Source organism: Pengzhenrongella sicca (genome assembly GCF_017569225.1).
GTDB classification, from domain to species: domain Bacteria; phylum Actinomycetota; class Actinomycetes; order Actinomycetales; family Cellulomonadaceae; genus Pengzhenrongella; species Pengzhenrongella sicca.
The window spans coordinates 4,146,191-4,167,815 of the sequence record NZ_CP071868.1; the positions used below are offsets into that span (position 1 = coordinate 4,146,191).

Here is a 21,625-nt window from a genome sequence, read left to right on the forward strand (position 1 = left end):
CAGATCGGTTAGGCAATGTCGCGTCATCGCGGACCCACCCGGCACTCTCATCCCATGTGACCGGTTCCTACGAGGCTGCTGCGACGCTGCCCCCCCACCCGCGGGAGCTCTGGCGAAGCGTCAGCGCCGAGTCCGTGTGGCTCAGGCCCGCCGACTGGTATCACCCGGCGGTGGACGCGATCGTCGAGGCCCTGCAGAACGATGCTGACCCGACCCCGGCGGCGCTGCGCCTCGGCACGGCCCGCGGCGAGTCCGGCGTCGGCATCTCCGAGGCGATCAACGACCTCGCCTGCCTGTACCGGTCGATGGGGCGCGGCGAGACCCCGCTAGCGTCCGTCCGCGCGCTCTGCGAGGGCTGGGTCGCCGCGCAGGACGCCGTCCCGGTGCACGCGCAGTGCGTCGACCCCGAGACGGGGCTGCCGACGTCGGAATACCTGCGGGTGCGGCTCGCCGAGACCTACGCGCTCGCCGCGCGCGCCGGCACGACCGCCAGCCGGACGCACGGCCTGCTCATCGTCGACGTCGCGGTCGCGGGGCTCGACCCGTGGTCGAGGATCGCGCGGTCCGCCGTGGTCGGCCAGGCCCTCGACGTCGCGTTCGGCGCCGGGCACCCGATGGCCTCGCTCGGCGAGGGCGTGTTCGCGGTGCTGGTCGCGCGCGACCAGCACGTCGGGACCGACGCGACCCGGCTCCGCCACCACATCGGCACGCACGCCGAGCAGCTCCAGGTCGACAGCCTGCTGCGCCAGCCGCCCCGGGTGTGGCTCGAGCCCCTGCCCGAGACCCACGCGGCCGCCCTCGAGCTCCTGGCCCACGTCGGGCGCTGATCGCCTCTGGCTGGGTGATACCGGCGCGACCGGGATACCGTCGAAGCATGACTCCCACCGGCTCCGCTGGCGACGCTGCCGATTCGCCGTACGTCCTCAACGCCGGGACGACCGCCGACATCCTGCTCGTCGACGACGAGCGGGTGATGCGCCGCTACCACGATGCGCACGACATCGCGACCGAGGCCGCGCTCATGCGCCACGTCGCGGCGCACGGTTTCCCCGTCCCGACGCTGTTCAGCGCCGAGGGCGCGGACCTCGTGATGGAGCGGTTGCACGGACCCACGCTCCTGCAGGCGCTCGCCGCCGGCGAGCTGAACCTGCACGACGGCGCCGAGATCATGATGGACCTGCACCGCCAGCTGCACGCGATCCCGGCGCCCAAGGGATCCCCGGAGGGCGACGTCGTCGTGCACCTCGACCTGCAGCCCGCGAACATCCTGCTCAGCGAGAGCCACGGCCCGGCCCTGGTCGACTGGGCCAACGCGCGCACCGGCCCGGCCGACCTCGATCTGGCGCTGAGCGCCGTCATCCTCGGCGAGGTCGCGGCCGACGCCGGCGGCGACTACTCGCGCGCGGCGCGCGCCATGCTCGTCGCCTTCCTCGCGATCACCGAAGGCGACCCGCTCGCGCAGCTCGACGAGGCGATCGCCGCGCGGCTCTCCGACCCGGCGCTTATCCCGGGCGAGGAGGCGCTCGTCCAGCCGGCCGCCGAGCTCGTGCGGCGGTACGCGCCCACCGACCTCATCATCGGCGCCCGCGTGCCGCCGCGCGACTAGAGCTCCCGGTCGACTAGAACTCCCGCGCGACTAGAACTCCCAGTCGTCGTCCTCGGTGTTGACGGCCTTGCCGATCACGTACGAGCTGCCCGAGCCCGAGAAGAAGTCGTGGTTCTCGTCCGCATTCGGGCTGAGCGCCGAGAGGATCGCCGGGTTGACGTTGCATTCGTCCTTGGGGAACAGCGCCTCGTACCCGAGGTTCATCAGCGCCTTGTTGGCGTTGTAGCGCAGGAACTTCTTGACGTCCTCGGTCAGGCCGACGCCGTCGTACAGGTCCTGGGTGTACTCGACCTCGTTGTCGTACAGGTCGAGCAGCAGGCCGTAGGTGTACTCCTTCATGTCCGCGCGGCCGGCCTCGTCCAGCTGAGCAAGGCCCTTCTGGAACTTGTAGCCGATGTAGTACCCGTGCACCGCCTCGTCGCGGATGATCAGCCGGATCAGGTCGGCCGTGTTGGTCAGCTTCGCGTGCGACGACAGGTACATCGGCAGGTAGAAGCCGGAGTAGAACAGGAACGACTCGAGCAGCACCGAGGCGACCTTGCGCTTGAGCGGGTCGTCGCCGCGGTAGTAGTCCATAACGATCTGCGCCTTGCGCTGGAGGTTGCGGTTCTCCTCCGACCAGCGGAACGCGTCGTCGATCTCGGTCGTCGTGCACAGGGTCGAGAACACGGACGAGTACGACTTCGCGTGCACCGACTCCATGAACGCGATGTTCGTGTAGACGGCCTCCTCGTGCGGCGTGATCGAGTCCGGGATGAGGCTGACGGCGCCGACGGTGCCCTGAATCGTGTCGAGCAGCGTCAGGCCGGTGAACACGCGCAGGGTCAGCTGCTGCTCGGCGGGCCGGAGCGTCGCCCACGACTGGATGTCGTTGGACAGCGGCACCTTCTCGGGCAGCCAGAAGTTGTTCGTCAGGCGGTTCCAGACGTCAACGTCCTTGTCGTCCTCGACCCGGTTCCAGTTGATCGCCGAAACCCGGCTGATCAGGGGCAACTTCTCGGACATCTGCGTGCCATCCATCCATCGTCGACGTGCGCCGTAGTGCGGCGCACGGGCTCACCGTCGTGCGTTTGTGCAGGTCACAGCATGCAGCTGACGCAACCCTCAACCTCGGTGCCCTCCAGGGCCATCTGCCGCAGGCGAATGTAGTAGATCGTCTTGATGCCCTTGCGCCACGCGTAGATCTGGGCCTTGTTGATGTCACGCGTCGTGGCGGTGTCCTTGAAGAACAGCGTCAGCGACAGGCCCTGGTCCACGTGCTGGGTGGCCGCGGCGTAGGTGTCGATGATCTTCTCGTAGCCGATCTCGTACGCGTCCGCGTAGTACTCGAGGTTGTCGTTCGTCAGGAACGGCGCCGGGTAGTAGACGCGCCCGATCTTGCCCTCCTTGCGAATCTCGATCTTCGAGGCGACCGGGTGGATCGACGACGTCGAGTTGTTGATGTACGAGATCGAGCCCGTCGGCGGCACGGCCTGCAGGTTCTGGTTGTAGAGCCCGTGCGCCATGACCGACGCCGCAAGCTCGCGCCAGTCGTCGGCCGTCGGGATCGCGATGCCCGAGGTGTCGAACAGCTCCCGCACGCGGGCCGTGGCCGGCTCCCACGTCTGGTCGATGTACTTCGTGAAGTACGCGCCGCTCGCGTAGGTCGAGTCCGCGAACCCGTCGAACGACTTCCCGCGCTCGATCGCGAGCAGGTTCGACGCGCGGATCGCGTGGAACGCGACCGTGTAGAAGTAGATGTTCGTGAAGTCGAGGCCCTCGGCGGAGCCGTAGTGGATCCGCTCGCGCGCGAGGTACCCGTGCAGGTTCATCTGGCCGAGGCCGATGGCGTGCCCGCCCTCGTTCGCACGCTTGACCGACGGGACCGACTCGATGCTCGTCTGGTCGGAGACCGCGGTGAGCGCGCGGATCGCCGTCTCGACCGTGAGGGCGAAGTCCGGGGAGTCCATCGCGAGCGCGATGTTGAGCGAGCCGAGGTTGCAGGAGATGTCCTTGCCGACGTGGCTGTAGGACAGGTCCTCGTTGAACGTCGACGGCGTCGCGACCTGGAGGATCTCCGAGCACAGGTTCGAGTGCGTGATCTTGCCGGCGATCGGGTTCGCCCGGTTCACCGTGTCCTCGAACATCAGGTACGGGTAGCCGGACTCGAACTGGATCTCGGCGAGGATCTGGAAGAAGTCGCGCGCCTTGATCTTCGACTTCTTGATGCGGCCGTCGTCGACCATCTCCGCGTACTTCTCGGTCACGTTGATGTCGGCGAAGGGCACGCCGTAGACGCGCTCGACGTCGTACGGCGAGAACAGGTACATGTCCTCGTTGTTCTTCGCGAGCTCGAACGTGATGTCGGGGATGACGACGCCGAGGGACAGCGTCTTGATCCGGACCTTCTCGTCGGCGTTCTCGCGCTTGGTGTCGAGGAACCGCAGGATGTCGGGGTGGTGCGCGTGCAGGTACACCGCGCCCGCACCCTGGCGGGCGCCGAGCTGGTTGGCGTAGGAGAACGAGTCTTCGAGCAGCTTCATCACGGGGATGACGCCGGACGACTGGTTCTCGATGTGCTTGATCGGCGCGCCGTGCTCGCGCAGGTTGCTCAGCAGCAGCGCGACGCCGCCGCCGCGCTTGGACAGCTGGAGCGCGGAGTTGATGCCGCGCGCGATCGACTCCATGTTGTCCTCGATGCGCAGCAGGAAGCAGGACACGGACTCGCCGCGCTGCGCCTTGCCGGAGTTGAGGAACGTCGGGGTCGCGGGCTGGAAGCGCCCGGCGATGATCTCGTCGACGACGTGCTCGGCGAAGGCCTCGTTGCCGTCCGCGAGCGTGAGCGCGACCATGCACACGCGGTCCTCGAACCGCTCGAGGTACCGCTTTCCGTCGAACGTCTTCAGCGTGTACGACGTGTAGTACTTGAACGCGCCGAGGAACGTCTGGAAGCGGAACTTCGCGCCGTAGGCGCGCTTGAACAGCGACTTGATGAACGCCGGGTCGTACTTGGCCAGGATGCCCGGCTCGTAGTACTTGTTCTCGACCAGGTAGTCGAGCTTCTCCGTGAGGTTGTGGAAGAAGACCGTGTTCTGGTTGACGTGCTGCAGGAAGTACTGGTGCGCCGCAGCCTTGTCCTTGTCGAACTGGATCTCGCCGTTCGGGCCGTAGAGATTCAGCATCGCGTTGAGGGAGTGGTAGTCGAGCTCCGCGTCTACGCCGGGATCTGTCGTTGCCTGAGCCAAAACTGGTCCAATCCATCGCGGACGCCGATGACGTCCTCAGGGGTGCCGAGCAGCTCGAAGCCGTACAGGTACGGGACGTTGCACTTGGCAGAGATGATTGATCCGGCGATGCAGTACGCGGCGCCGAAGTTGGTGTTACCCGCCGCGATCACGCCGCGGATCAACGACCGGTTGTGCGCGTCGTTCAGGAACTTAATGACCTGACGCGGGACGGCGCCGGCCTCGGTGCCGCCGCCGTAGGTCGGGACGATGAGTACGTACGGCGCCTCGACCCGCAGGGGCGCGTCCGCGGCGCGCAACGGGATGCGGTCGGCCGGGAGGCCGAGCCGCTGCACGAAGCGATGGGTGTTCTCCGACGAACTGGAGAAGTAGACGAGGGAGCTCACGACCACCGAACCGGGAAGAGACGGAGAGGAGGGTTCAGGCTACTGCGGCGGCGAGCGGCGCGAGCGAGCTGATCCGGTCCGGGCGGTAGCCCGACCAGTGCTCGGAGCCGGCGATCACGACGGGTGCCTGCAGGTAGCCGAGGTCACGCACCATCTCGAGCGCCGCGGCGTCCTCGGTGATGTCGACCGAGGTGTAGACGACCCCGTGCTTGTCGAGTGCGCGGTAGGTGGCGTCGCACTGGACGCAGGACGGCTTGCTGAAAACGGTGACGGTCATGCGTTCCAGGGCTCCTCTCGGGCGATGATCGACGACCGCGGGCGGCGTGATGCCTCGCGATCTGGCGATGTGAAAACACTACACCTTGTGGTCGATGAGCGCATCAACCACTACACGTGGTGTTGCATACGTGTGATTTCCCTCGCTGGGTCTTGACAACGGCGGCCGGTGGCCGCCGCAATCGGCGCCCTGCCATGCTGTCCCGGTGCAGATCACCACGCTCGGGCCGCTGGCGGTCGACGGGCGCGTGGTCGAGGGGTCCCGGCTGCCGGCGCTCCTGCGGCGACTGCTGCTCGCGCGGGGCCGGATCGTGCCGGCGGCCGACCTCGTCGACGCGGTGTGGGACGGCGCGCCGCCGGCCGACGCGAGCGGCGCGCTCCAGGCGCTCGTCACGCGCACCCGCCGGCTCGGCCTGTCCGTGACGGCCACGGCGGGCGGCTACCGCCTCGACGCGACCGGGCTCGAGGTCGACGCGCTGATCGCGCAGGACCGCCTGGGCGCGGCGCGCGCCGCGACGGCCGCCGGCGACCACGCGCGCGCGGCCAGCCTCGCCGCGCAAGGCCTCGCGCTCTGGCCCGACGACGACGCCCGCGCCACCGGGCCCGCCGGGCGCCTGTACACCGACCTGCTCGCGCTCCGGGTCGAGGCCGCCCTGGCGGCAGGCCCGGCCCGCGACGCCGAGCTCGGCCGGGGCGTCGGCCTCCTCGACGCCCTGCGCGACGCCGTCGGCCAACGCCCCACGGACGAGCCGCTCACCGACCTGCTGATGCGGGCACTCGCGGCGCACGGGCGCGACGGCGAGGCCCTCGCCGCGTACGCCCGGCTGCGCGACGAGCTCGCCCAGACCTACGGCACCGACCCGTCGGCTGCCGTCGGCCGCACGCACGTCGCTCTCCTGCGCGGCGAGCTCACCGCGCCTGCGCAGACGCCGTCTGGCCCCCCGGCAGGCGCGCCGGCCAGCGCGCCGGCGCGCCCGGCCTGGCGTCGGCCGACGACGCCGATGCTCGGCCGCGCGGCGGACGTCGCGGCGCTCGAGCGCGCCCTCGCCACCGCCCCGCTGGTCACGGTGATCGCCGTCGGCGGCGCGGGCAAGACGCGGCTGGCCGTCGAGGTCGCGCGCCGGGCGAGCGAACGCGGCGAGGCGGTGCACGCCGTTGAGCTCGCCAGCGTGCGTGACCCCGCCGAGATCCTGCCGGCGCTGCTCACCGCACTCGGCGCCGCGGAGACGGCGGCCGATGCCGACGGCCCGCTCGAGCGGCGCGTCCTCGCGCCGCGCGAGCGGATGATCCGCGCCGTGGCCACGCTGGAGGGCCTGCTCGTGCTCGACAACTGCGAGCACCTCCTGGCACCGGTCGCGGACATCGCGACGCAGGTCCTGGCCGCGGCGGGCCCCGGCCTGCGCGTGCTCGCCACCAGCCGCGCCGCGCTCGGCGTCGTCGGCGAGGCGGTGCACCCCGTGCATACCCTCGCCGACGACGCCGCGCTCGCCCTGCTCGAGTCCCGCGCCCGGGCGCTCCGGCCGGCCCTGGCGTGGGATCGGGTCGTCGCGCTCGAGCTGTGCCACCGCCTCGACAACCTGCCGCTCGCGCTCGAGCTCGCGGCGGCGCGGCTGCGGTCGATGCCACTCACGGACGTGCTGGCCGGGGTGGAGCACCGGTTCGCCCTGCTGGACCACGCGCTGCGCGGCCTGCCGGACCGGCACGCGGGGCTGTGGGCGATGGTCGACTGGAGCTGGGCGCTGCTCGAGCCCGCCGCCCGGGCGCTGCTGCGCGACCTCGCCGTCGTGCCCGCGCCGTTCACGGCGGACCTGGCCGCCGCGGTTGGCCGCGTCGCGGGACCCGACGGCGCGGGCTCCGGGCTCGCCGTCCTGGTCGACCAGTCGCTGCTCACGCTCGAGGAGCCCGGCGGCGGCCGGCCCGCCCGGTACCGGATGCTCGAGACGGTGCGCGAGTACGGCGAGGCGCGGCTGGCCCTCGACGGCGCGCGGGACGAGGTGATGGAGCGGCTCGCCGACTGGGCGGCCGTCCGCGCACGCTCGCTGCGAGCCGGGTACGTCGGCCCCGGCCAGCTCGCCGCGCTCGCCGCGACGACCGACGAGCACGACACGCTCGTCGCGGCGCTGCGGTGGTCCGTCGACCGTGAGCGCGCCCGCCCGGCGTTCGCCGTCGCAGGGGCGCTACTGACGCTCTGGACCATGCGCGGCCTGCACCTGGAGGTCCTGTCGTGGTCGCGGCAGCTGCTGCGCGCCGACGAGCCGGTCGGGCGCCGCGCGCACCTGGACCCGGCGCACGGGCCGGACCCCGCCGACGCCGACGACGTCGCGTCGGTCGCCGCGATGGTGACGGTGAACGGCGGGATCGGCAACGACCTGCGGGTCGCCGCGCTCGCGGTGCGACTCGCCGGCCACGTGCGCGAGGCGCGCGACGGCGCCCTGTCACCCCGCGCGGCGGCCCTGGTCCGCCTGACCGCGCAGTTCGGCATCGCCGACGACGCCGTCCACCTCGCGGCCGCGGCGGAGCTGATCGCGGCGGCCGACCCGTACTTGCACGGCGTCGGCCTGTTCATCCGGGCCAGCCTGCGCGAGAACGGCGGGGACGTCGACGACTCCTTCGCGGACGTGCGCGCCGCGTACGCGTTCTTCGAGCTGGCCGGCGACCACTGGGGCATGGGGATGGCCGCCATGGCGGTCGGCCGGGCCGGGGTCTCGCTCGACAGCGCGGAGGCCGACGACTGGCTCACGCTCGCGATGACGAACCTGAGCCTCGTGGGCGCGGTGCAGGACACCCGCACGCTCGGCGTCTACCGGGAGATGCGCCGGGCGCTCGATGGCTCGGCAGAGGCCGCTGCCGGCCTCGCGACCACGGCGACGGCGGCGTCGTCGACCGGCGCCGAGCGCAGCCACGCGCTCATCGGCCTGGCGATCCTCGCGGCGCAGGGCGAGCGGTGGGACGAGGCGACCGAGCGCGGCGACGCCGCGGTTTCCGCGGCCCGCGCCGACGAGCAGTCCTCCCCGCAGGGCCGGATCGTCACCGAGGTCGCGGCGGCCGTGCTGCGCCTGCGGGCCGGCCGGGACGCCGAGGGGCTGCTCGCGGTCGCGGGCCACGGCGCGCTGTCGACCTCGGACATGCCCGTCCTCGGCGCCGTCGCGCTCGGCTACGCCGAGCTCGCCCACAGCCGGGACGAGCCCGCGCGCGCGGACGAGCTCTGGGCGCTCGGCATGCGGCTCGGCGCCAACTTCGCCACCATGTTCGGCCCGCCCGCCGCGGGCCTGTTCGAGCTCGCCCCGAACGATGCCCGCACCGCCCTGCTCGAGCGGGCGCGCGCGAGCAGCGCCGCCGACACGGTCGCCCGCATCGCGGCGCTGATCGCGCCGAGCTGACTGCTAGACCTTGCGGCGGTACGCCCGCATGGCCAGCGGCAGGAACACGACGACCAGGCCGACGCACCAGGCGAGCGTCCACCAGACGCTGCTGCCGACCGGCGTGCCGTCGAACAGCCCGCGCATCGCGTTGACGAGGTGCGTGAGGGGGTTGACGTTGACGAACCCCTGCATCCAGCCCGGGAGCGTCGAGGTCGGCACGAGCGCGCTCGAGGCGAACGAGAGCGGCATGATGATGAGGAACATGATGCCCTGGACGGCGCCTGAGGTGCGGACCTTCATCCCCACGAAGACCGACACCCACGAGAGCGACAGGGCGAACAGCACCGCGAGCAGGCACCCGGCGACCGCGGCCAGGATCCCACCGTGGATGCGGAACCCCATGACGTAGCCGGTGGCGAGCGTCGTGATCGTGACGATGACGTACCGGACCACGTCGCCGAGCACGGCGCCGATCAGCGGCGCCGACCGGGCGATGGGCAGCGACCGGAACCGGTCGAAGATCCCCTTCTCGAGGTCGGTGTTGAGGTTCACGCCGATCGCGATGGCGCCGGTCGCGATGGTCTGCGCCAGGATCCCCGGGAGCAGGAACTGCAGGTACTCGGTCGTCGAGCCGGCGATCGCGCCCCCGAAGATGTAGACGAAGATCACGAGGAAGATCACCGGCTGGAGCGTGACATCGATGAGCGCCTCGGGCGTGCGCGCCGTCTTGATCAGGCTCCGCTTGGCGAGGGTCAGCGAGTGGCGCAGGAGCGGGAAGGGCCGGGGCGGCGCGCCGGTCGCGGCGCCGCCCGAGGCGCCGACGGTGGGGCGGTTGGTCATACGGGCGGCTGCGGCAGTGTTCGCGGGCATCAGGCCACCTCCTCCTGGGTATCGGACGACGTTCGCCCGGTGAGGGTGAAGAACACCTCGTCGAGGCTCGGCAGATGCAGGGACAGCTCGGTGACGCCGATGCCCGCGGCCGCGAGGCGCGCGACCGTCGCGGACAGGGCGCCGTCGTCGGCCACCGGGACCGAGAGCACGCCCTTGCGGGACTGCTCGGCGGCGCCCGCGGTGGACACCGCGCCGAGGATCGTCGCGGTCTCGGCGAGCCGGGCGAGGTCGGCCGGGCGGACCTCGAGGGTCTGGCCGCCGACGACGCGCTTGAGGCCCTCGGGGGTGTCGTGCGCGATGACGCGGCCGTGGTCGATCACGGTGATCTCGTCCGCGAGCGCGTCCGCCTCGTCGAGGTACTGGGTGGTCAGCAGCACGGTCGACCCGTCCGCGACGAGCGCGCGGATGACGTCCCACATGTCCTCGCGCTTGGACGGGTCCAGGCCCGTCGTCGGCTCGTCCAGGAAGATCACCTCGGGGCGGCCGACCAGGCTCGCGGCGAGGTCGAGCCGGCGGCGCATCCCGCCGGAGTACGTCTTCGCGGGGCGGCCCGCGGCGTCGGACAGGTCGAACCACTCGAGCAGCTCGGTCGCGCGCTGGCGGGCGGCCGGGGCCCGCAGGTCGAGCAGGCGCCCGATCATCTCGATGTTCTGCCGGCCCGTGAGGTCCTCGTCGACGGACGCGTACTGGCCGGTCAGGCCGATGGACTGGCGCACCTGCTGGGCGCCGGTGACGACGTCGTGCCCCGCGACGCGCGCGTGCCCGGCGTCGGCGACCAGCAGCGTCGCGAGGATGCGGACGGCGGTCGTCTTGCCGGCCCCGTTCGGTCCGAGGACGCCGAGGATGGTGCCGCGGGAGACGGCCAGGTCCACGCCCTGCAGCGCCTTGGTCGTGCCGAAGTGTTTGACGAGGCCCTCGGCCTCGATCACCAGATCATTCGTTGTCATGGCGTAAGCATGCGCGGCCCGCCTGACGGGACGCCGACACGCGGCTGACACGCACCCGTCGCCCAGGCGTCGGCTGGCCCAGCCGGCGACTCAGCGCGGCCCGGGCCGCCAGAGCACGAGCGCGCCGGGGGCCGGCGGCGGGCGGCGACCCCGCTGGCCGCGCGGCACCGCGACGACATCTCCCTCGGGGCCTGCGGTGAACACGCGGTGGCCCGGCTCGGCGAACACGCGCAGGATCTCGACCTGCGCGCGCAGCCGCACCACCTCCGCCTCGAGCGCGAGGATCCGCTTGATGCCTGCCAGGTTGATGCCGTCCTCCTGGGACATCCGCTGCACCTCGCGCAGCGTCGCGATGTCGCGCAGCGAGTAGCGGCGGCCGCGGCCGCGCGCCCGGCTCGGCGAGACGAGGCCGAGCCGGTCGTACTGGCGCAGGGTCTGCGGGTGCATGCCGGCGAGCTCGGCCGCGACCGAGATCACGAACACCTGCGCGTCCTCCGCCGTCATCACCGCGCCTACTCGAGCGCCTGGGCCGTGAGGTCCGCGCGCGGGTCCGCGCCCGCCGTCGCGGCCGCGAACGCCTCGACGGCCTCGCGGGCCGCACCGGTCAGCTTCTGCGGGACCACGACCTGGACGGTGACCAGGAGGTCGCCGACACCCTTGCTCGTGGTGACGCCCTTGCCGCGCACGCGCAAGACCCGGCCCGACGGCGTCCCCTCGGGCACGCGCAGCCGGACGGTCTCGCCGTCGAACGTCGGCACCGTCACGGTCGCCCCGAGCGCTGCCTCGTCGAAGGTGACCGGCAGGTTCATCCGCAGGTTGATCCCCTCGAGCGTGAACACCGGGTGCGGCGTGACCCGCACGGTGACCACGAGGTCGCCGGCCGGGCCGCCCTGCTCGCCCGGGCGACCCTTGCCGCGCAGCCTGATCTTCTGGCCGTCGTGCACGCCCGCCGGGATGCGGGCCGTCACGTTCCGGCTCTCCACCCCGAGCGTGACGGTCGAACCCTGGACCGCCTGGCGGAACGGGAGCGTCGTCGTCGCCGCGAGGTCGACGCCGGCGCGCGGCTGCCGGAAGCCCGCGGGCGCGCCCCCACTGCCACCGCCGCCGCCAAACAGGCCGCCGAGGATGTCGTCGAAGCCCGCGGCGCCCCCGGGCTGGGAGTACCGCACGCGCGGGCCGCCCGCCGGCGCACCGCCTCCGCCGAACATCCCGCCGAACATGTCCTCGAACCCGCCGTTGCCGCCGCGGCCGCTGCCGGCGGAGAACCGGGCCCCGCCGGTCATCGCGCGCAGCTGGTCGTACTGCTGGCGCTGCTCCCGGTCGGACAGGACCGCGTACGCCTCGCCGACCTCCTTGAACTTCGCCTCGGCCGACGCGTCGCCGGGGTTGTGGTCCGGGTGCAGCTTGCGAGCGAGCTTGCGGAACGCCTTCTTGATCTCCGTCTCGTCAGCGCCCTTGGGGACCCCCAGAACGGCGTAGAAGTCCTTCTCCATCCAGTCCTGGCCCGTCATCGAGCCCCCCTCGCTGTCATCGCCGTCGTCCGCACGCGCCGCGCCGCCGGGCCCGTCACGCGTCCGGGTCGGCGACCGCGACGCGGGCGGCCCGCACGACCCGGCCACCGACGCGGTGGCCCACCTGCATGACGATGGACACGGTCGGCTCGGCGACGTCGTCCGAGTGCTGGTGCATGAGCGCCTCGTGCACGGCCGGGTCGAACACCTCGCCGACCTCGCCGTACGCCTCCCAGCCGAACCGGCCGAGCGTCGTCTCGAGCTTCTCGGCGATCGTCGCGAACGGCGTGCCGTCGAGCTCGTTGTGCCGGCGAGCGGCCTCGATGTCGTCGAGCACCGGGATGAGCGCCTCGACGACGCCCGTCACGGCCTGGTCGCGCGCCACGGTCCGGTCGCGCTCGACGCGCTTGCGGTAGTTGACGTACTCGGCCTGGACGCGCTGCAGGTCGGCGAGGAGCTCCTCCGCGAGCGCGTTGGCGCCCAGCAGCTCGGCGTCGGACCCGCCGGGCTCGAAGTCGAGCCCGGCCAGGGGGTCCGGCTCCGCGCCGCCGGCCGGCTGCGAGCCGGCCGGCTGCGCCGCCGGGTCGGCGGCGGGGTCGGGCTGGCCGTCCCCGCCGTCGTTGGTCCCGGGGTGCTCGGTCACTTCTTGTCGTCCTCGTCGTCCACGATCTCGGCGTCGACGATGTCGTCCTCGTCCGCCGGCGACGTCGCGTCGTCGGCCGGGGCGGCGCCGTCGGCCTCGGTCGCCGAGCTCGCCGCGTAGAGCGCCTCGCCGATCTTCTGGCTGACCGTGACGAGCTCGGCCTGCTTGGCCGTGACGGCCGCGAGGTCGGTGCCCTCGAGCGCCGTGCGCAGCTCGGCAACCGCAGTGCGGACCTCGGTCGTGACGTCCTCGGGCAGCTTCTCGGCGTTCTCGGTGAGCAGCTTCTCGGTCGAGTAGACGAGCTGCTCGGCGGAGTTGCGGGCCTCGGCCTCCTCGCGCCGCACCTTGTCCTCGGCGGCGTGCGCCTCGGCCTCCTTGACCATGCGGTCGATCTCGTCCTTCGGCAGCGCCGAGCCGCCGGTGATCGTCATCGACTGCTCCTTGTTCGTGCCACGGTCCTTGGCGGACACGTGCACGATGCCGTTGGCGTCGATGTCGAACGTGACCTCGATCTGCGGGACGCCGCGCGGGGCCGGCGCGATGCCGGTCAGCTCGAACGTGCCGAGCGGCTTGTTGTCCCGGGCGAACTCGCGCTCGCCCTGGAACACCTGGATGAGCACCGACGGCTGGTTGTCGTCCGCCGTCGAGAAGATCTCGCTCCGCTTGGTGGGGATGGCCGTGTTGCGCTCGATGAGCTTGGTCATGACCCCGCCCTTGGTCTCGATGCCGAGGCTCAGGGGGGTGACGTCGATGAGCAGGACGTCCTTGCGCTCGCCCTTGATGACGCCGGCCTGGAGCGCGGCGCCGACGGCGACGACCTCGTCCGGGTTGACGCCCTTGTTGGGCTCCTTGCCACCGGTGAGCTCGCGCACCACGTCGGCAACGGCGGGCATGCGGGTCGAGCCGCCGACCATGACGATGTGGTCGATGTCGCCGACCTTCACGCCGGCGTCGCGGATGACCGAGTTGAACGGCGCCTTGGTGCGCTCGAGGAGGTCGGCCGTCATCTGCTGGAACTGGGCGCGCGTGAGCTTCTCGTCCAGGTGGATCGGGCCGTTCTCGCTCATGGACAGGTACTGCATCGAGATGTTGGTGCTCGTCGCGGACGAGAGCTCCTTCTTGGCCTGCTCCGAGGCCTCGCGCAGGCGCTGCAGCGCGATCTTGTCCTTGGACAGGTCGACGCCGGTGGAGTTCTTGACCTGCTTGATCAGGTACTCGACGATGCGGTTGTCCCAGTCGTCGCCGCCGAGGCGGTTGTCGCCCGAGGTCGAGCGGACCTGGATGGTGGAGAAGTCGTCCTCGTCCTTGCCCACCTCGAGCAGGGAGACGTCGAACGTGCCGCCGCCGAGGTCGAAGACGAGGATGAGCTCGTCCTCCTTGCCCTTGTCCAGGCCGTAGGCGAGCGCGGCCGCGGTGGGCTCGTTGACGATCCGGAGCACGTTGAGGCCGGCGATCTGGCCGGCGTCCTTCGTGGCCTGGCGCTGCGCGTCGTTGTAGTACGCGGGCACGGTCACGACGGCGTCGGTGACGGGCTCGCCCAGGTACTCCTCGGCGTCGCGCTTGAGCTTGCCGAGGATGCGCGCGGAGATCTCCTGCGCGGAGTACTGCTTGTCGTCGATCCCGACGGACCAGTCGGAGCCCATGTGGCGCTTGACCGAGCTGATCGTGCGGTCGACGTTCGTGACGGCCTGCCGCTTGGCGACCTCTCCGACGAGGACCTCGCCGGTCTTCGAGAACGCGACGACGGAGGGCGTCGTGCGCGCACCCTCGGCGTTCGCGATCACGGTGGGCTCGCCGCCCTCAAGAACTGAGACCACAGAGTTCGTGGTGCCGAGGTCGATTCCGACCGCTCGTGCCATGGTGATTCCTCCGGTGCGTGTAGGAGCCCAGCGGGCGTCCGCGGCGAGCCGCGTGCCCGGTTGAGCCTGCTGGGCTCAAGTCTGCCGCCGCAATCCCGTGCGCGCAAATCGATGCCGCCAGACTTGAGTCTGTCAGGCTCAACTCACGCGGTGGGCCGCGCTTTCCGGCGCGCGCGGGTGGGCGCGCCGAAGCCCCTGCCCGCCCAGCGCCGAACCAGCGCCACTCAACCGCCGACGTTCGCCGAGCTGGGAGACGTGGCTAGCGGCGGGTGGTCTGGTCGACCACAACTCCCAGTTCGACGACCGCTTGCTCGACGCCCAGCTGAGCAGCCTTCAGCTCGACCACGTCCAGCTCCGTGACGCCGCGGTCGGCGACGCGCAGCGCTCCGGCGCTCGGGTACGCGGGCAGCGGCCGTTCCGGCGCGGGCTGCACGATGACGCGGTCCCGGCCTGTTCGCTTGGCCGTGTAGAGAGCCGCGTCGGCGGCGGCGATGAGGGCGCTCGACTCGCGCATGCGCGGGTCGAGGTCCGCGACCCCGAGCGACGCGGTGACAGTGAGCTCGAAGCCCGCGACCCTCACGTGTGCGATCGCCGCCCGCAGCGCCTCGGCGACGATCGCCCCGCCCTCGGCCCCGGTCTCGCGGAGCAGGACGGCGAACTCTTCGCCGCCGTAGCGGTACGCCGTGTCGGTGGCCCGCAGGCTGGTCGTGAGCGCGACCGCGACCTCGTGCAGCGCCGCGTCCCCCGCCTGGTGGCCGAACGTGTCGTTCAGGTCCTTGAAGTGGTCGAGGTCGATCATGACGAAGGTCAGCGGGCGGTCGTAACGCAGGCACCGGTCCCACTCCGCGCGCAGGTCGGCGTCCATGCGGCGCCGGTTCGGCAGCTGCGTGATCGCGTCGATGTCGGCGCGCTCGTGCGCGGCGCTGTTCAGGCGGGCCGACTCGAGCGCGGCGGCGGCGGTCGACAGCAGGGCCGCGAGCACCTCCTCGGTGTCCGGATCGGTCGCGGGCCCGTCGACGTGCAGCACGCCGACGACCATCCCCGCGAGCACCAGCGGGTACGCACTCGTGGCATTGGCCGTGGCATTGGCCGTGGCATTGGCCGTGCCCGTGGCTGTGCCCGTGTCCTGCAGGGAAATGGCCGCGGCGGCACTCCTGACGACGACGTCCGGCGCTTCGAGGTCGGAGGCGGGCACGCGCCCGTGTGGGTCCTGGCTGCGGCGCGCGGCCGTGAACCGCCCCTCAGTCGTGCGCACCCACAGCGTCACCGGCGCCCCGAGCAGGCCGGCGGCCGCGTCGGCGACCGCCTCCGAGACGTAGCGGATGCTCAGGCTCCCCGAGACCTCGCGGGCCACGAGCACCACGATCTCGAGCCGGCTCGCGAGGAGGCCCAGGCGCTCCTCGCGCGCCTGGGCGTGCTCCTGCGCGCCGGCCAGGTCGCCCGCCAGCGTCGCGAGCGCCGACCCCATCGCGTCGAGCTCGGTGACTCCCGACGCCGGTGCCCGGACCGCCAGATTGCCCGCGCCGAGCGCCTCGATCGTCCTGAGCAGGCCGGTCAGCGGCGCCAGGACGGTGTGGGCGAGCCGGCGCTGCCGGAGCCAGGCGTGCGCGCCGGCGCCTGCCGCCAGGAGGACGAGGGCGATCGGGATCGCGAGCAGCGCGAGCCGCTGCCGGTCCATCGCCTCGTCGCGGCGCGACGCGATGAACTCGGTCGCACTCTCCTCGGCCAACCGGTAGGTGTCGAAGTACCCCTTGCCCTCGATCAGGAAGAGGGTGAGGACCCCGCTCGCCCGCTGCGCCTCGGTGACCCGCATCGCCTCGGCCCTCGTGGCCCAGGCCTGCCACCGCTCGCGCGCGACCATCGTGGCCACCACGAGGTGCGTCATCTCGGGGTCGCCCGCGGCCCCGGCGAGCAGCCCCGCCGCGTCGGTCTCGACCTGGCGCTGGCCCGCGGCGTAGGGCGAGAGGAAGCGCGACTCGCCCGTCGCGAGCCACCCCCGCAGGCCGGTCTCCTCGTCGAGCATCGCGGCGTGCGACATGCGGGCCATGCTCGTGAGCTCGGTGAAGTGCTTGATCCGCGGCTGACCGACCAGCAGCAGGTACGCCGACGCGGCGACGTTGACCAGCATCAGCGCGCTGATCGTCAGGACCAGGGCGCGGTGGCTGCTGCGCAGCTCACCGACAAGACTCCTGCGTCGTGTCGCCGGTCGGGGATCGTCCACGTCGCCCAATCGGCCGTTGCGGGCGGATTGTGACGACAACGGCACGGTCAGTTCGACGCGCAGTGGTGTCGCCGCGCTCGGGCGGGCGCGGGTTACCGTGCGCCATGACCGTATCTCGGCGCCGGCGCGCGCTCGTCGTGGGCTCGCTGTGCCAGCTCGCGCTCGCGCTGGCGCTCGCGGGGTGCACGGCGGGCGGCGGGCCGCTACCCGCCTCGACCCTCCTCGCACCGGCGCCGCCGTCGCCGTCGTCCACGTCGGCAGCGACGTCACCACCAGCCTCGCCGGCGCCGGACCGGGCGGCGGCCGAGCTCGCGCAGGCCGCGCGCTCCGCCGGGACGGCGCTGACGAACGGCCCGCTGACGCTGACGGCGGCGGCAGCCGACGAGCCGATCTCGTCCGTGGCCCGGGACGACGGGTCCCTCGCGGTGACGGTGGTCGTCGCGGCGGAGGCCGAGGGGGTGGACCGGCTGGCCGCGGTCCTCGCCGCCGGGGCGGGCCTGCGGTTCGAGGCGCAGGCCGACCGGTCGATCGCCGTGCTCGACGGCGACGGCGCGGCGGTCGGCGCCCTGCCCTCGGTCGTCGCGGCGGACGACACGGGCGGGCGGCTGACCGCGCGCCTGACCCCGCGCGCCGACGACGCCACCCTCCTCGACGTCGTCGTCGACGCCGGGCCCGCGGGCACCGCGACGGTGACGTTCGGGGCGTCCGCCCTGGTCAGCGCCGACTGGGGGGAGAGGGAGGGCGGCCGATCGCTCGCCGTCGTCCCCGCCGGTTGGGTCCGGGCCGGCAGCATGGCGGCGCAGGAGGCGTTGTGGGCCGCGGTCGTGGCGGCCGAGCCTGAGGCCGACTCGGCGTCGATGCGCGACCAGCTGGACTGCCACGCGCTCGGCGCGCCCGACAAGGCCAGCTGGAACCTCGAGCCGTGGCGCCCGGAGGTCGACTCGCTCACGATGCTGGCCGCCCGCTGCAACCCCTGACCAGCGGCAACCCCTGACCCAGCGGCGACCCTGACGTCGAGCGTCAGGGCTGCAGCGCGCGCACGACGGCGGCCGCACCGAACCCGTCGTGGACCCGGTACAGGTGCGCGGTGAGCTCGGCCAACGCCGCGAGCATGCCGTCCGGGTCGGACGTGAGGTACTTCACCATCGCGGGGTCGACCTGCTTGCCGGTCCCGGCGAGCTCCGCGGCCGCGATGCTGACGGCCGCGGCGTACTGCCAGCGCACGGCCGAGAGCGTGCCGGGCGCGCCAGCGAGCTGCTCGGCCACGAGCCGCTCGACCGCGTCGTCCAGGAGCTCCTGCGGGCGGACCGCGCCGGTCAGCACCGCCGCGGCGCGGTCGCGCAGCCAGATGGCCGCGAGGCCGAGGTTCGCGCCCGCGAGGGCGGGCCGCGCGATCGGCTCCATCGAGAGCGCCTGGGTGAGCATCGCGTGCGCAATGACTGTCGGGTCGTCGGCCACCCGCCCAGAGTAGGTCGCCCGGGCGGCGGACCGTGGGTGAATTGTCGGATTGCGCGGGCCGGGAAGGTGGCGGGAGGGGGGTGGAAATACAGGTGCGCAACCCGCGGGCACCCGGCACGCTGGGCCCATGAGCACGCCCGTTCGCGCCGCGCGGCACACGATCGTCGACGCCCCCGTCCCGCGCACCCTGGCCGACGACGACGCGTGGGCCGTCCTCGCCGTCGCCTCGCTCGAGCGGCTGGCCGGGCGAGCCCGGTGGGGCCACGAGGACCTCGTCTACACCGCCCGGGAGTCGCTGGTCTCGCTGCGCGAGGACGGCTACGTCCGCCACCTCCAGGTCGTGGCGGTCGACCCGGACCACCCGCGGCAGGTGCTCGGCGCCGCGCTGCTGCGCCTGCCGCAGGCCGGCAACACGCACCTCGCGGAGTTCGACGTGCTGGTCCGCCCGGACCGTGCCGGGACCGGGGTCGACGACGCGCTGCTGGCCGCCGCGGAGGTCCGGGCCGTGGCAGCCGGCCGCCGCGTCGTGATCCTCTCGAGCGAGCAGCGGGGCGAGCCGGCGGCCGACGAGCCCGGGGTGCTCGTGGCCCCGACGGGCTGCGGCCGGATCCGGCGCGCCGACCCGGGGGTCGCGCTCGCGGAGCGGTCGGGGTACGCCCTCGAGCAGGCCGAGCGCTACAGCGTGCTGGGCCTGCCTGTGCCGCCCGAGCGGCTCGCGTCGCTGCTCACCGCCGCCGCCGCGGCGGCCGGCCCCGACTACCGCACTCTCACCTGGGCAGACCGCTGCCCGCCGCAGTGGGTCGACGAGCTCGCGCGGCTGCAGACGCGGATGGGCACGGACGCCCCGAGCGCCGGCCTCGAGCTCGAGGAGGACCCGTGGGACGCGGCGCGGGTGCGCGCCGTCGAGCGCTCGATCGGGCGCAGCGGGCGCGGCCAGCTGGTCACGGCCGCCGAGCACGTGCCCACACGCACCCTCGCCGCCTTCACGAGCCTCGAGTACCCGCTCGACAGCCCCGGGATCGTGTTCCAGGAGGACACGCTCGTGGCGCGCGAGCACCGCGGCCGCCGGCTCGGGATGCTCGTCAAGGCGACCAACCTCGACCGCCTCGCCGCCACGCGCCCGCAGGCCCGGCGGGTGCACACGTGGAACGCGGAGGAGAACTCGTACATGCTCGCGATCAACGTCGCCCTCGGCTTCGCCGGGGCAGGCGTCTACGCGATGTGGCAGAAGCGCCTCGCCTGAACCCCGGCCCGAGGCCTCAGAGCCCGGACCGCCGCGACCTCAGGCGCCTGACCACCACGTGGTCCAGCGCCGCTGCACCGCCGCGAAGGTCTCGTCGTCGAGGCCGAAGGTCGACATCACCAGGCTCACCCGACCGTGCGGGGGACGCTGCGTGACCGGCACGCGCTGCACCACGAGCAGGGCCTCGCCCGCCGGGTCCTCGACCGTGTAGCCCGCCTGGAACTTCGTGCGGTACCAGATCCGCCCGCCCACCTGGTCGCGCGCGGTCCCGATCGTCCGGGTGACCTCCCAGCGCCCGCCGACGGGCACGCCGTCGGACGCCGCGACCCCGAGCCGGTACACGGGGCCGGCCCCGACCGGCCCGCCGTCGAGGTCGATCGCCGACACCGTGCGGCGCGGCCCCTCGGGGCTGCGCTCGAGCATGAACCGCAGCTGGTGCGCGAACTGGATCCACCCCTCGTCGATCTCGTCGGGCCCGGACTCCGGCGACGAGCCGGGGGCCGTGCGCGAGATCGTGAGCCGGGTGCCGCCCTCGCTCGGCGCGACGGCGATCGCGTCGCCGTCGGGCCAGGCCACGGTGCGCACCTCGCCGTCGGCGCCCTCGACCGCCTCGGTCGCGAAGATCAGCTCGATCTCCGCGTCGAGCCCGTCGTAGTCCCAGCCGAACCACTGGTGCAGCTGGGACAGGTCGCGCAGGGCCCCCCAGACCTCGCCGGGCGGCGCCGAGACCTCGATCGCGACGACCTCGCGCCGCGCGGCGCCCGCACCGGCGGGCTCGGTGGCGTTCTCGCTCTGCACGTTCATGGCAGACCCTTCTCTCGTTCGTCTCCAGGCTCTGAGACGAGGCTATCCGCCTGCCACCCGTGCGCGAAGTTCAGGCCCCTGCGCGTCGTGCTCGGCAGGCCCAGCAGGCTCGGCAGGCCCAGCAGGCCCGGCAGGCCCAGCAGGCCCAGCAGGCCCGGCAGGGACCAGCGCGAGCCGGTGCGGGTCCACTGCCAGGGCGACGACGTCGCCCGCTCGCCAGGAGCCGGGTCCGGGCGCGACGGCGGTGACCCGGCCCGCGCCGTCGACGTCGACCGCCAGCTCGGTGCGCCCGCGCCGGAACGCGACCGCGGCCACCCGACCCGACGCCGCGCCGTCGGCCACGACGAACGCCCCCGGCGCGGCCGCGACGACGGTCGAGCGCGGCGCGTGCGCACCCGCCGCGCCCAGGGCGCGGCGCAGGGCCGACGCGAGCACGGGCGGGGCGCCCGCGAGCCGGACGAACGCCTCGTAGCCGAGGAACTCCGCTACCTCACGCGAGGCCGGCGCCCGCCACAGCTCGGCCGGCGCGGCGACCTGGAGCAGCCGGCCCGCGGCGAGTACTGCGACGCGGTCGGCGACGGCGAACGCCTCGTCGTGGTCGTGCGTGACGAACAGGGCGGTCGTGCCCGTCGCGACGAGCGCCGCCCGCACATCGGCCGCGAGCCGCTCGCGCAGGGACCGGTCGAGGGCCGACAGCGGCTCGTCGAGCAGCAGGAGCTGCGGGGCCGGGGCCAGCGCGCGCGCGAGGGTCACGCGCTGCTGCTCGCCGCCGGACAGCGACGCGATCGCCCGGCCGCCGAACCCGGCCAGACCCACCAGCTCGAGCAGCTCGGCGACGCGCCGCGCCCGCTCGGCGCGCCGGACGTGCGCCATCTGCAGCCCGAACGCGACGTTGCCCGCGACGTCCCGGTGGGGGAAGAGCTGGCCGTCCTGGAACATCAGCCCGAACCCGCGCCGGTGCACGGGCACCCCCGCCAGGTCCGCGCCGTCCCAGCGCACGGTGCCGGCGGCGAGCGGTTCGAGGCCGACGACGGCGCGCAGCAGGCTCGACTTGCCGCACCCGGACGCGCCGAGCACCGCCACGACCTCCCCCACCCCGACGGTCAAGGAGACCCCGTCGACGGCGGCCACCCCCCGATACTCGACCCGAACCCCCTCCACCCCAAGCCCACCCTCGCCTCCACCCACGCCCGG

General features: G+C 73.0%; 19 protein-coding genes. 5 read left to right on the forward strand and 14 right to left on the reverse strand.

Annotation, left to right across the window (positions count from 1 at the left end; translation table 11 throughout):
- Positions 1-56 precede the first annotated feature (56 nt).
- The gene (locus J4E96_RS19005; protein ID WP_227423589.1) at positions 57-827 is read left to right on the forward strand and encodes a hypothetical protein; all 771 of its coding nucleotides are present in this window, start codon (positions 57-59) and stop codon (positions 825-827) included.
- A 47-nt stretch (positions 828-874) separates the two neighbouring features.
- Positions 875-1,606 carry a phosphotransferase gene (locus J4E96_RS19010; RefSeq protein ID WP_227423590.1) on the forward strand — a complete coding sequence of 244 codons (732 nt, stop codon included), beginning with the start codon at positions 875-877 and terminating at the stop codon, positions 1,604-1,606.
- A gap of 30 nt (positions 1,607-1,636) precedes the next feature.
- On the opposite strand, the gene nrdF is transcribed toward J4E96_RS19010, so the two are convergent.
- The 4 genes from nrdF to nrdH form a co-directional block, all read right to left on the reverse strand.
- A complete protein-coding gene (nrdF, locus tag J4E96_RS19015) occupies positions 1,637-2,611 on the reverse strand; it encodes a class 1b ribonucleoside-diphosphate reductase subunit beta (protein WP_227423591.1) in 975 nt (324 codons plus the stop codon).
- Positions 2,612-2,685: 74 nt separating this feature from the next.
- Positions 2,686-4,830 carry a class 1b ribonucleoside-diphosphate reductase subunit alpha gene (nrdE, locus tag J4E96_RS19020; protein WP_227423592.1) on the reverse strand — a complete coding sequence of 715 codons (2,145 nt, stop codon included), beginning with the start codon at positions 4,828-4,830 and terminating at the stop codon, positions 2,686-2,688.
- A complete protein-coding gene (gene nrdI, locus J4E96_RS19025) occupies positions 4,800-5,216 on the reverse strand; it encodes a class Ib ribonucleoside-diphosphate reductase assembly flavoprotein NrdI (protein ID WP_227423593.1) in 417 nt (138 codons plus the stop codon). Before nrdI ends, nrdE begins: the two co-directional genes overlap by 31 nt.
- A gap of 34 nt (positions 5,217-5,250) precedes the next feature.
- The gene (gene nrdH / locus J4E96_RS19030) at positions 5,251-5,493 is read right to left on the reverse strand and encodes a glutaredoxin-like protein NrdH (protein WP_227423594.1); all 243 of its coding nucleotides are present in this window, start codon (positions 5,491-5,493) and stop codon (positions 5,251-5,253) included.
- A gap of 205 nt (positions 5,494-5,698) precedes the next feature.
- On the opposite strand from nrdH, the gene J4E96_RS19035 reads away from it, so the two are divergent.
- Positions 5,699-8,872, forward strand: coding sequence for an ATP-binding protein (locus tag J4E96_RS19035; RefSeq protein WP_227423595.1), 3,174 nt, complete (start codon positions 5,699-5,701; stop codon positions 8,870-8,872).
- Positions 8,873-8,875: 3 nt separating this feature from the next.
- Here the strand turns inward: J4E96_RS19035 and J4E96_RS19040 are convergent, their stop codons facing one another.
- The 7 genes from J4E96_RS19040 to J4E96_RS19070 form a co-directional block, all read right to left on the reverse strand.
- Positions 8,876-9,724 (reverse strand): ABC transporter permease, encoded by an 849-nt coding sequence (locus J4E96_RS19040; protein ID WP_227423596.1) that lies wholly within the window; start codon positions 9,722-9,724, stop codon positions 8,876-8,878.
- Positions 9,724-10,692, reverse strand: coding sequence for an ATP-binding cassette domain-containing protein (locus J4E96_RS19045; RefSeq protein WP_227423597.1), 969 nt, complete (start codon positions 10,690-10,692; stop codon positions 9,724-9,726). Before J4E96_RS19045 ends, J4E96_RS19040 begins: the two co-directional genes overlap by 1 nt.
- A gap of 90 nt (positions 10,693-10,782) precedes the next feature.
- Entirely contained in the window at positions 10,783-11,196 is a 414-nt protein-coding gene (locus J4E96_RS19050) for a heat shock protein transcriptional repressor HspR (protein WP_227423598.1), read from the reverse strand.
- Positions 11,197-11,204: 8 nt separating this feature from the next.
- Positions 11,205-12,203: a DnaJ C-terminal domain-containing protein gene (locus tag J4E96_RS19055; protein WP_227423599.1), complete on the reverse strand. Its 999-nt coding sequence runs from the start codon at positions 12,201-12,203 to the stop codon at positions 11,205-11,207.
- A gap of 55 nt (positions 12,204-12,258) precedes the next feature.
- Complete coding sequence (grpE, locus tag J4E96_RS19060; protein ID WP_227423600.1) at positions 12,259-12,846, reverse strand: nucleotide exchange factor GrpE; 588 nt, start codon at positions 12,844-12,846, stop codon at positions 12,259-12,261.
- The gene (dnaK, locus tag J4E96_RS19065; RefSeq protein WP_227423601.1) at positions 12,843-14,705 is read right to left on the reverse strand and encodes a molecular chaperone DnaK; all 1,863 of its coding nucleotides are present in this window, start codon (positions 14,703-14,705) and stop codon (positions 12,843-12,845) included. Before dnaK ends, grpE begins: the two co-directional genes overlap by 4 nt.
- Before the next feature lie 259 nt (positions 14,706-14,964).
- Complete coding sequence (locus J4E96_RS19070; RefSeq protein ID WP_227423602.1) at positions 14,965-16,926, reverse strand: diguanylate cyclase; 1,962 nt, start codon at positions 16,924-16,926, stop codon at positions 14,965-14,967.
- A gap of 104 nt (positions 16,927-17,030) precedes the next feature.
- On the opposite strand from J4E96_RS19070, the gene J4E96_RS19075 reads away from it, so the two are divergent.
- Positions 17,031-17,903 (forward strand): DUF2599 domain-containing protein, encoded by an 873-nt coding sequence (locus tag J4E96_RS19075; protein WP_227423603.1) that lies wholly within the window; start codon positions 17,031-17,033, stop codon positions 17,901-17,903.
- 43 nt (positions 17,904-17,946) lie between these two features.
- Here J4E96_RS19075 and J4E96_RS19080 read toward each other — a convergent pair whose 3' ends face one another.
- Complete coding sequence (locus J4E96_RS19080) at positions 17,947-18,384, reverse strand: hypothetical protein (RefSeq protein WP_227423604.1); 438 nt, start codon at positions 18,382-18,384, stop codon at positions 17,947-17,949.
- A 127-nt stretch (positions 18,385-18,511) separates the two neighbouring features.
- On the opposite strand from J4E96_RS19080, the gene J4E96_RS19085 reads away from it, so the two are divergent.
- On the forward strand, positions 18,512-19,627 hold the full coding sequence (locus tag J4E96_RS19085; protein ID WP_227423605.1) for a GNAT family N-acetyltransferase: 1,116 nt from the start codon (positions 18,512-18,514) through the stop codon (positions 19,625-19,627).
- A gap of 39 nt (positions 19,628-19,666) precedes the next feature.
- Here J4E96_RS19085 and J4E96_RS19090 read toward each other — a convergent pair whose 3' ends face one another.
- Both J4E96_RS19090 and J4E96_RS19095 read right to left on the reverse strand, forming a co-directional pair.
- Entirely contained in the window at positions 19,667-20,431 is a 765-nt protein-coding gene (locus J4E96_RS19090; RefSeq protein ID WP_227423606.1) for an SRPBCC family protein, read from the reverse strand.
- A gap of 42 nt (positions 20,432-20,473) precedes the next feature.
- On the reverse strand, positions 20,474-21,562 hold the full coding sequence (locus J4E96_RS19095; protein ID WP_227423607.1) for an ABC transporter ATP-binding protein: 1,089 nt from the start codon (positions 21,560-21,562) through the stop codon (positions 20,474-20,476).
- Between the last annotated feature and the right edge of the window lie 63 nt (positions 21,563-21,625).

What these genes read in the sequence shown, in the direction of transcription:
- J4E96_RS19050 (WP_227423598.1), bottom strand. Translation starts at nt 11,196, where the DNA reads ATGACGGCGGAGGACGCGCAGGTGTTCGTGATCTCGGTCGCGGCCGAG.
- J4E96_RS19075 (WP_227423603.1), top strand. Translation starts at nt 17,031, where the DNA reads ATGACCGTATCTCGGCGCCGGCGCGCGCTCGTCGTGGGCTCGCTGTGC.
- J4E96_RS19090 (WP_227423606.1), bottom strand. Translation starts at nt 20,431, where the DNA reads ATGAACGTGCAGAGCGAGAACGCCACCGAGCCCGCCGGTGCGGGCGCC.
- J4E96_RS19040 (WP_227423596.1), bottom strand. Translation starts at nt 9,724, where the DNA reads ATGCCCGCGAACACTGCCGCAGCCGCCCGTATGACCAACCGCCCCACC.
- J4E96_RS19010 (WP_227423590.1), top strand. Translation starts at nt 875, where the DNA reads ATGACTCCCACCGGCTCCGCTGGCGACGCTGCCGATTCGCCGTACGTC.
- dnaK (WP_227423601.1), bottom strand. Translation starts at nt 14,705, where the DNA reads ATGGCACGAGCGGTCGGAATCGACCTCGGCACCACGAACTCTGTGGTC.
- J4E96_RS19045 (WP_227423597.1), bottom strand. Translation starts at nt 10,692, where the DNA reads ATGACAACGAATGATCTGGTGATCGAGGCCGAGGGCCTCGTCAAACAC.
- J4E96_RS19055 (WP_227423599.1), bottom strand. Translation starts at nt 12,203, where the DNA reads ATGACGGGCCAGGACTGGATGGAGAAGGACTTCTACGCCGTTCTGGGG.
- J4E96_RS19085 (WP_227423605.1), top strand. Translation starts at nt 18,512, where the DNA reads ATGAGCACGCCCGTTCGCGCCGCGCGGCACACGATCGTCGACGCCCCC.
- nrdF (WP_227423591.1), bottom strand. Translation starts at nt 2,611, where the DNA reads ATGTCCGAGAAGTTGCCCCTGATCAGCCGGGTTTCGGCGATCAACTGG.
- nrdH (WP_227423594.1), bottom strand. Translation starts at nt 5,493, where the DNA reads ATGACCGTCACCGTTTTCAGCAAGCCGTCCTGCGTCCAGTGCGACGCC.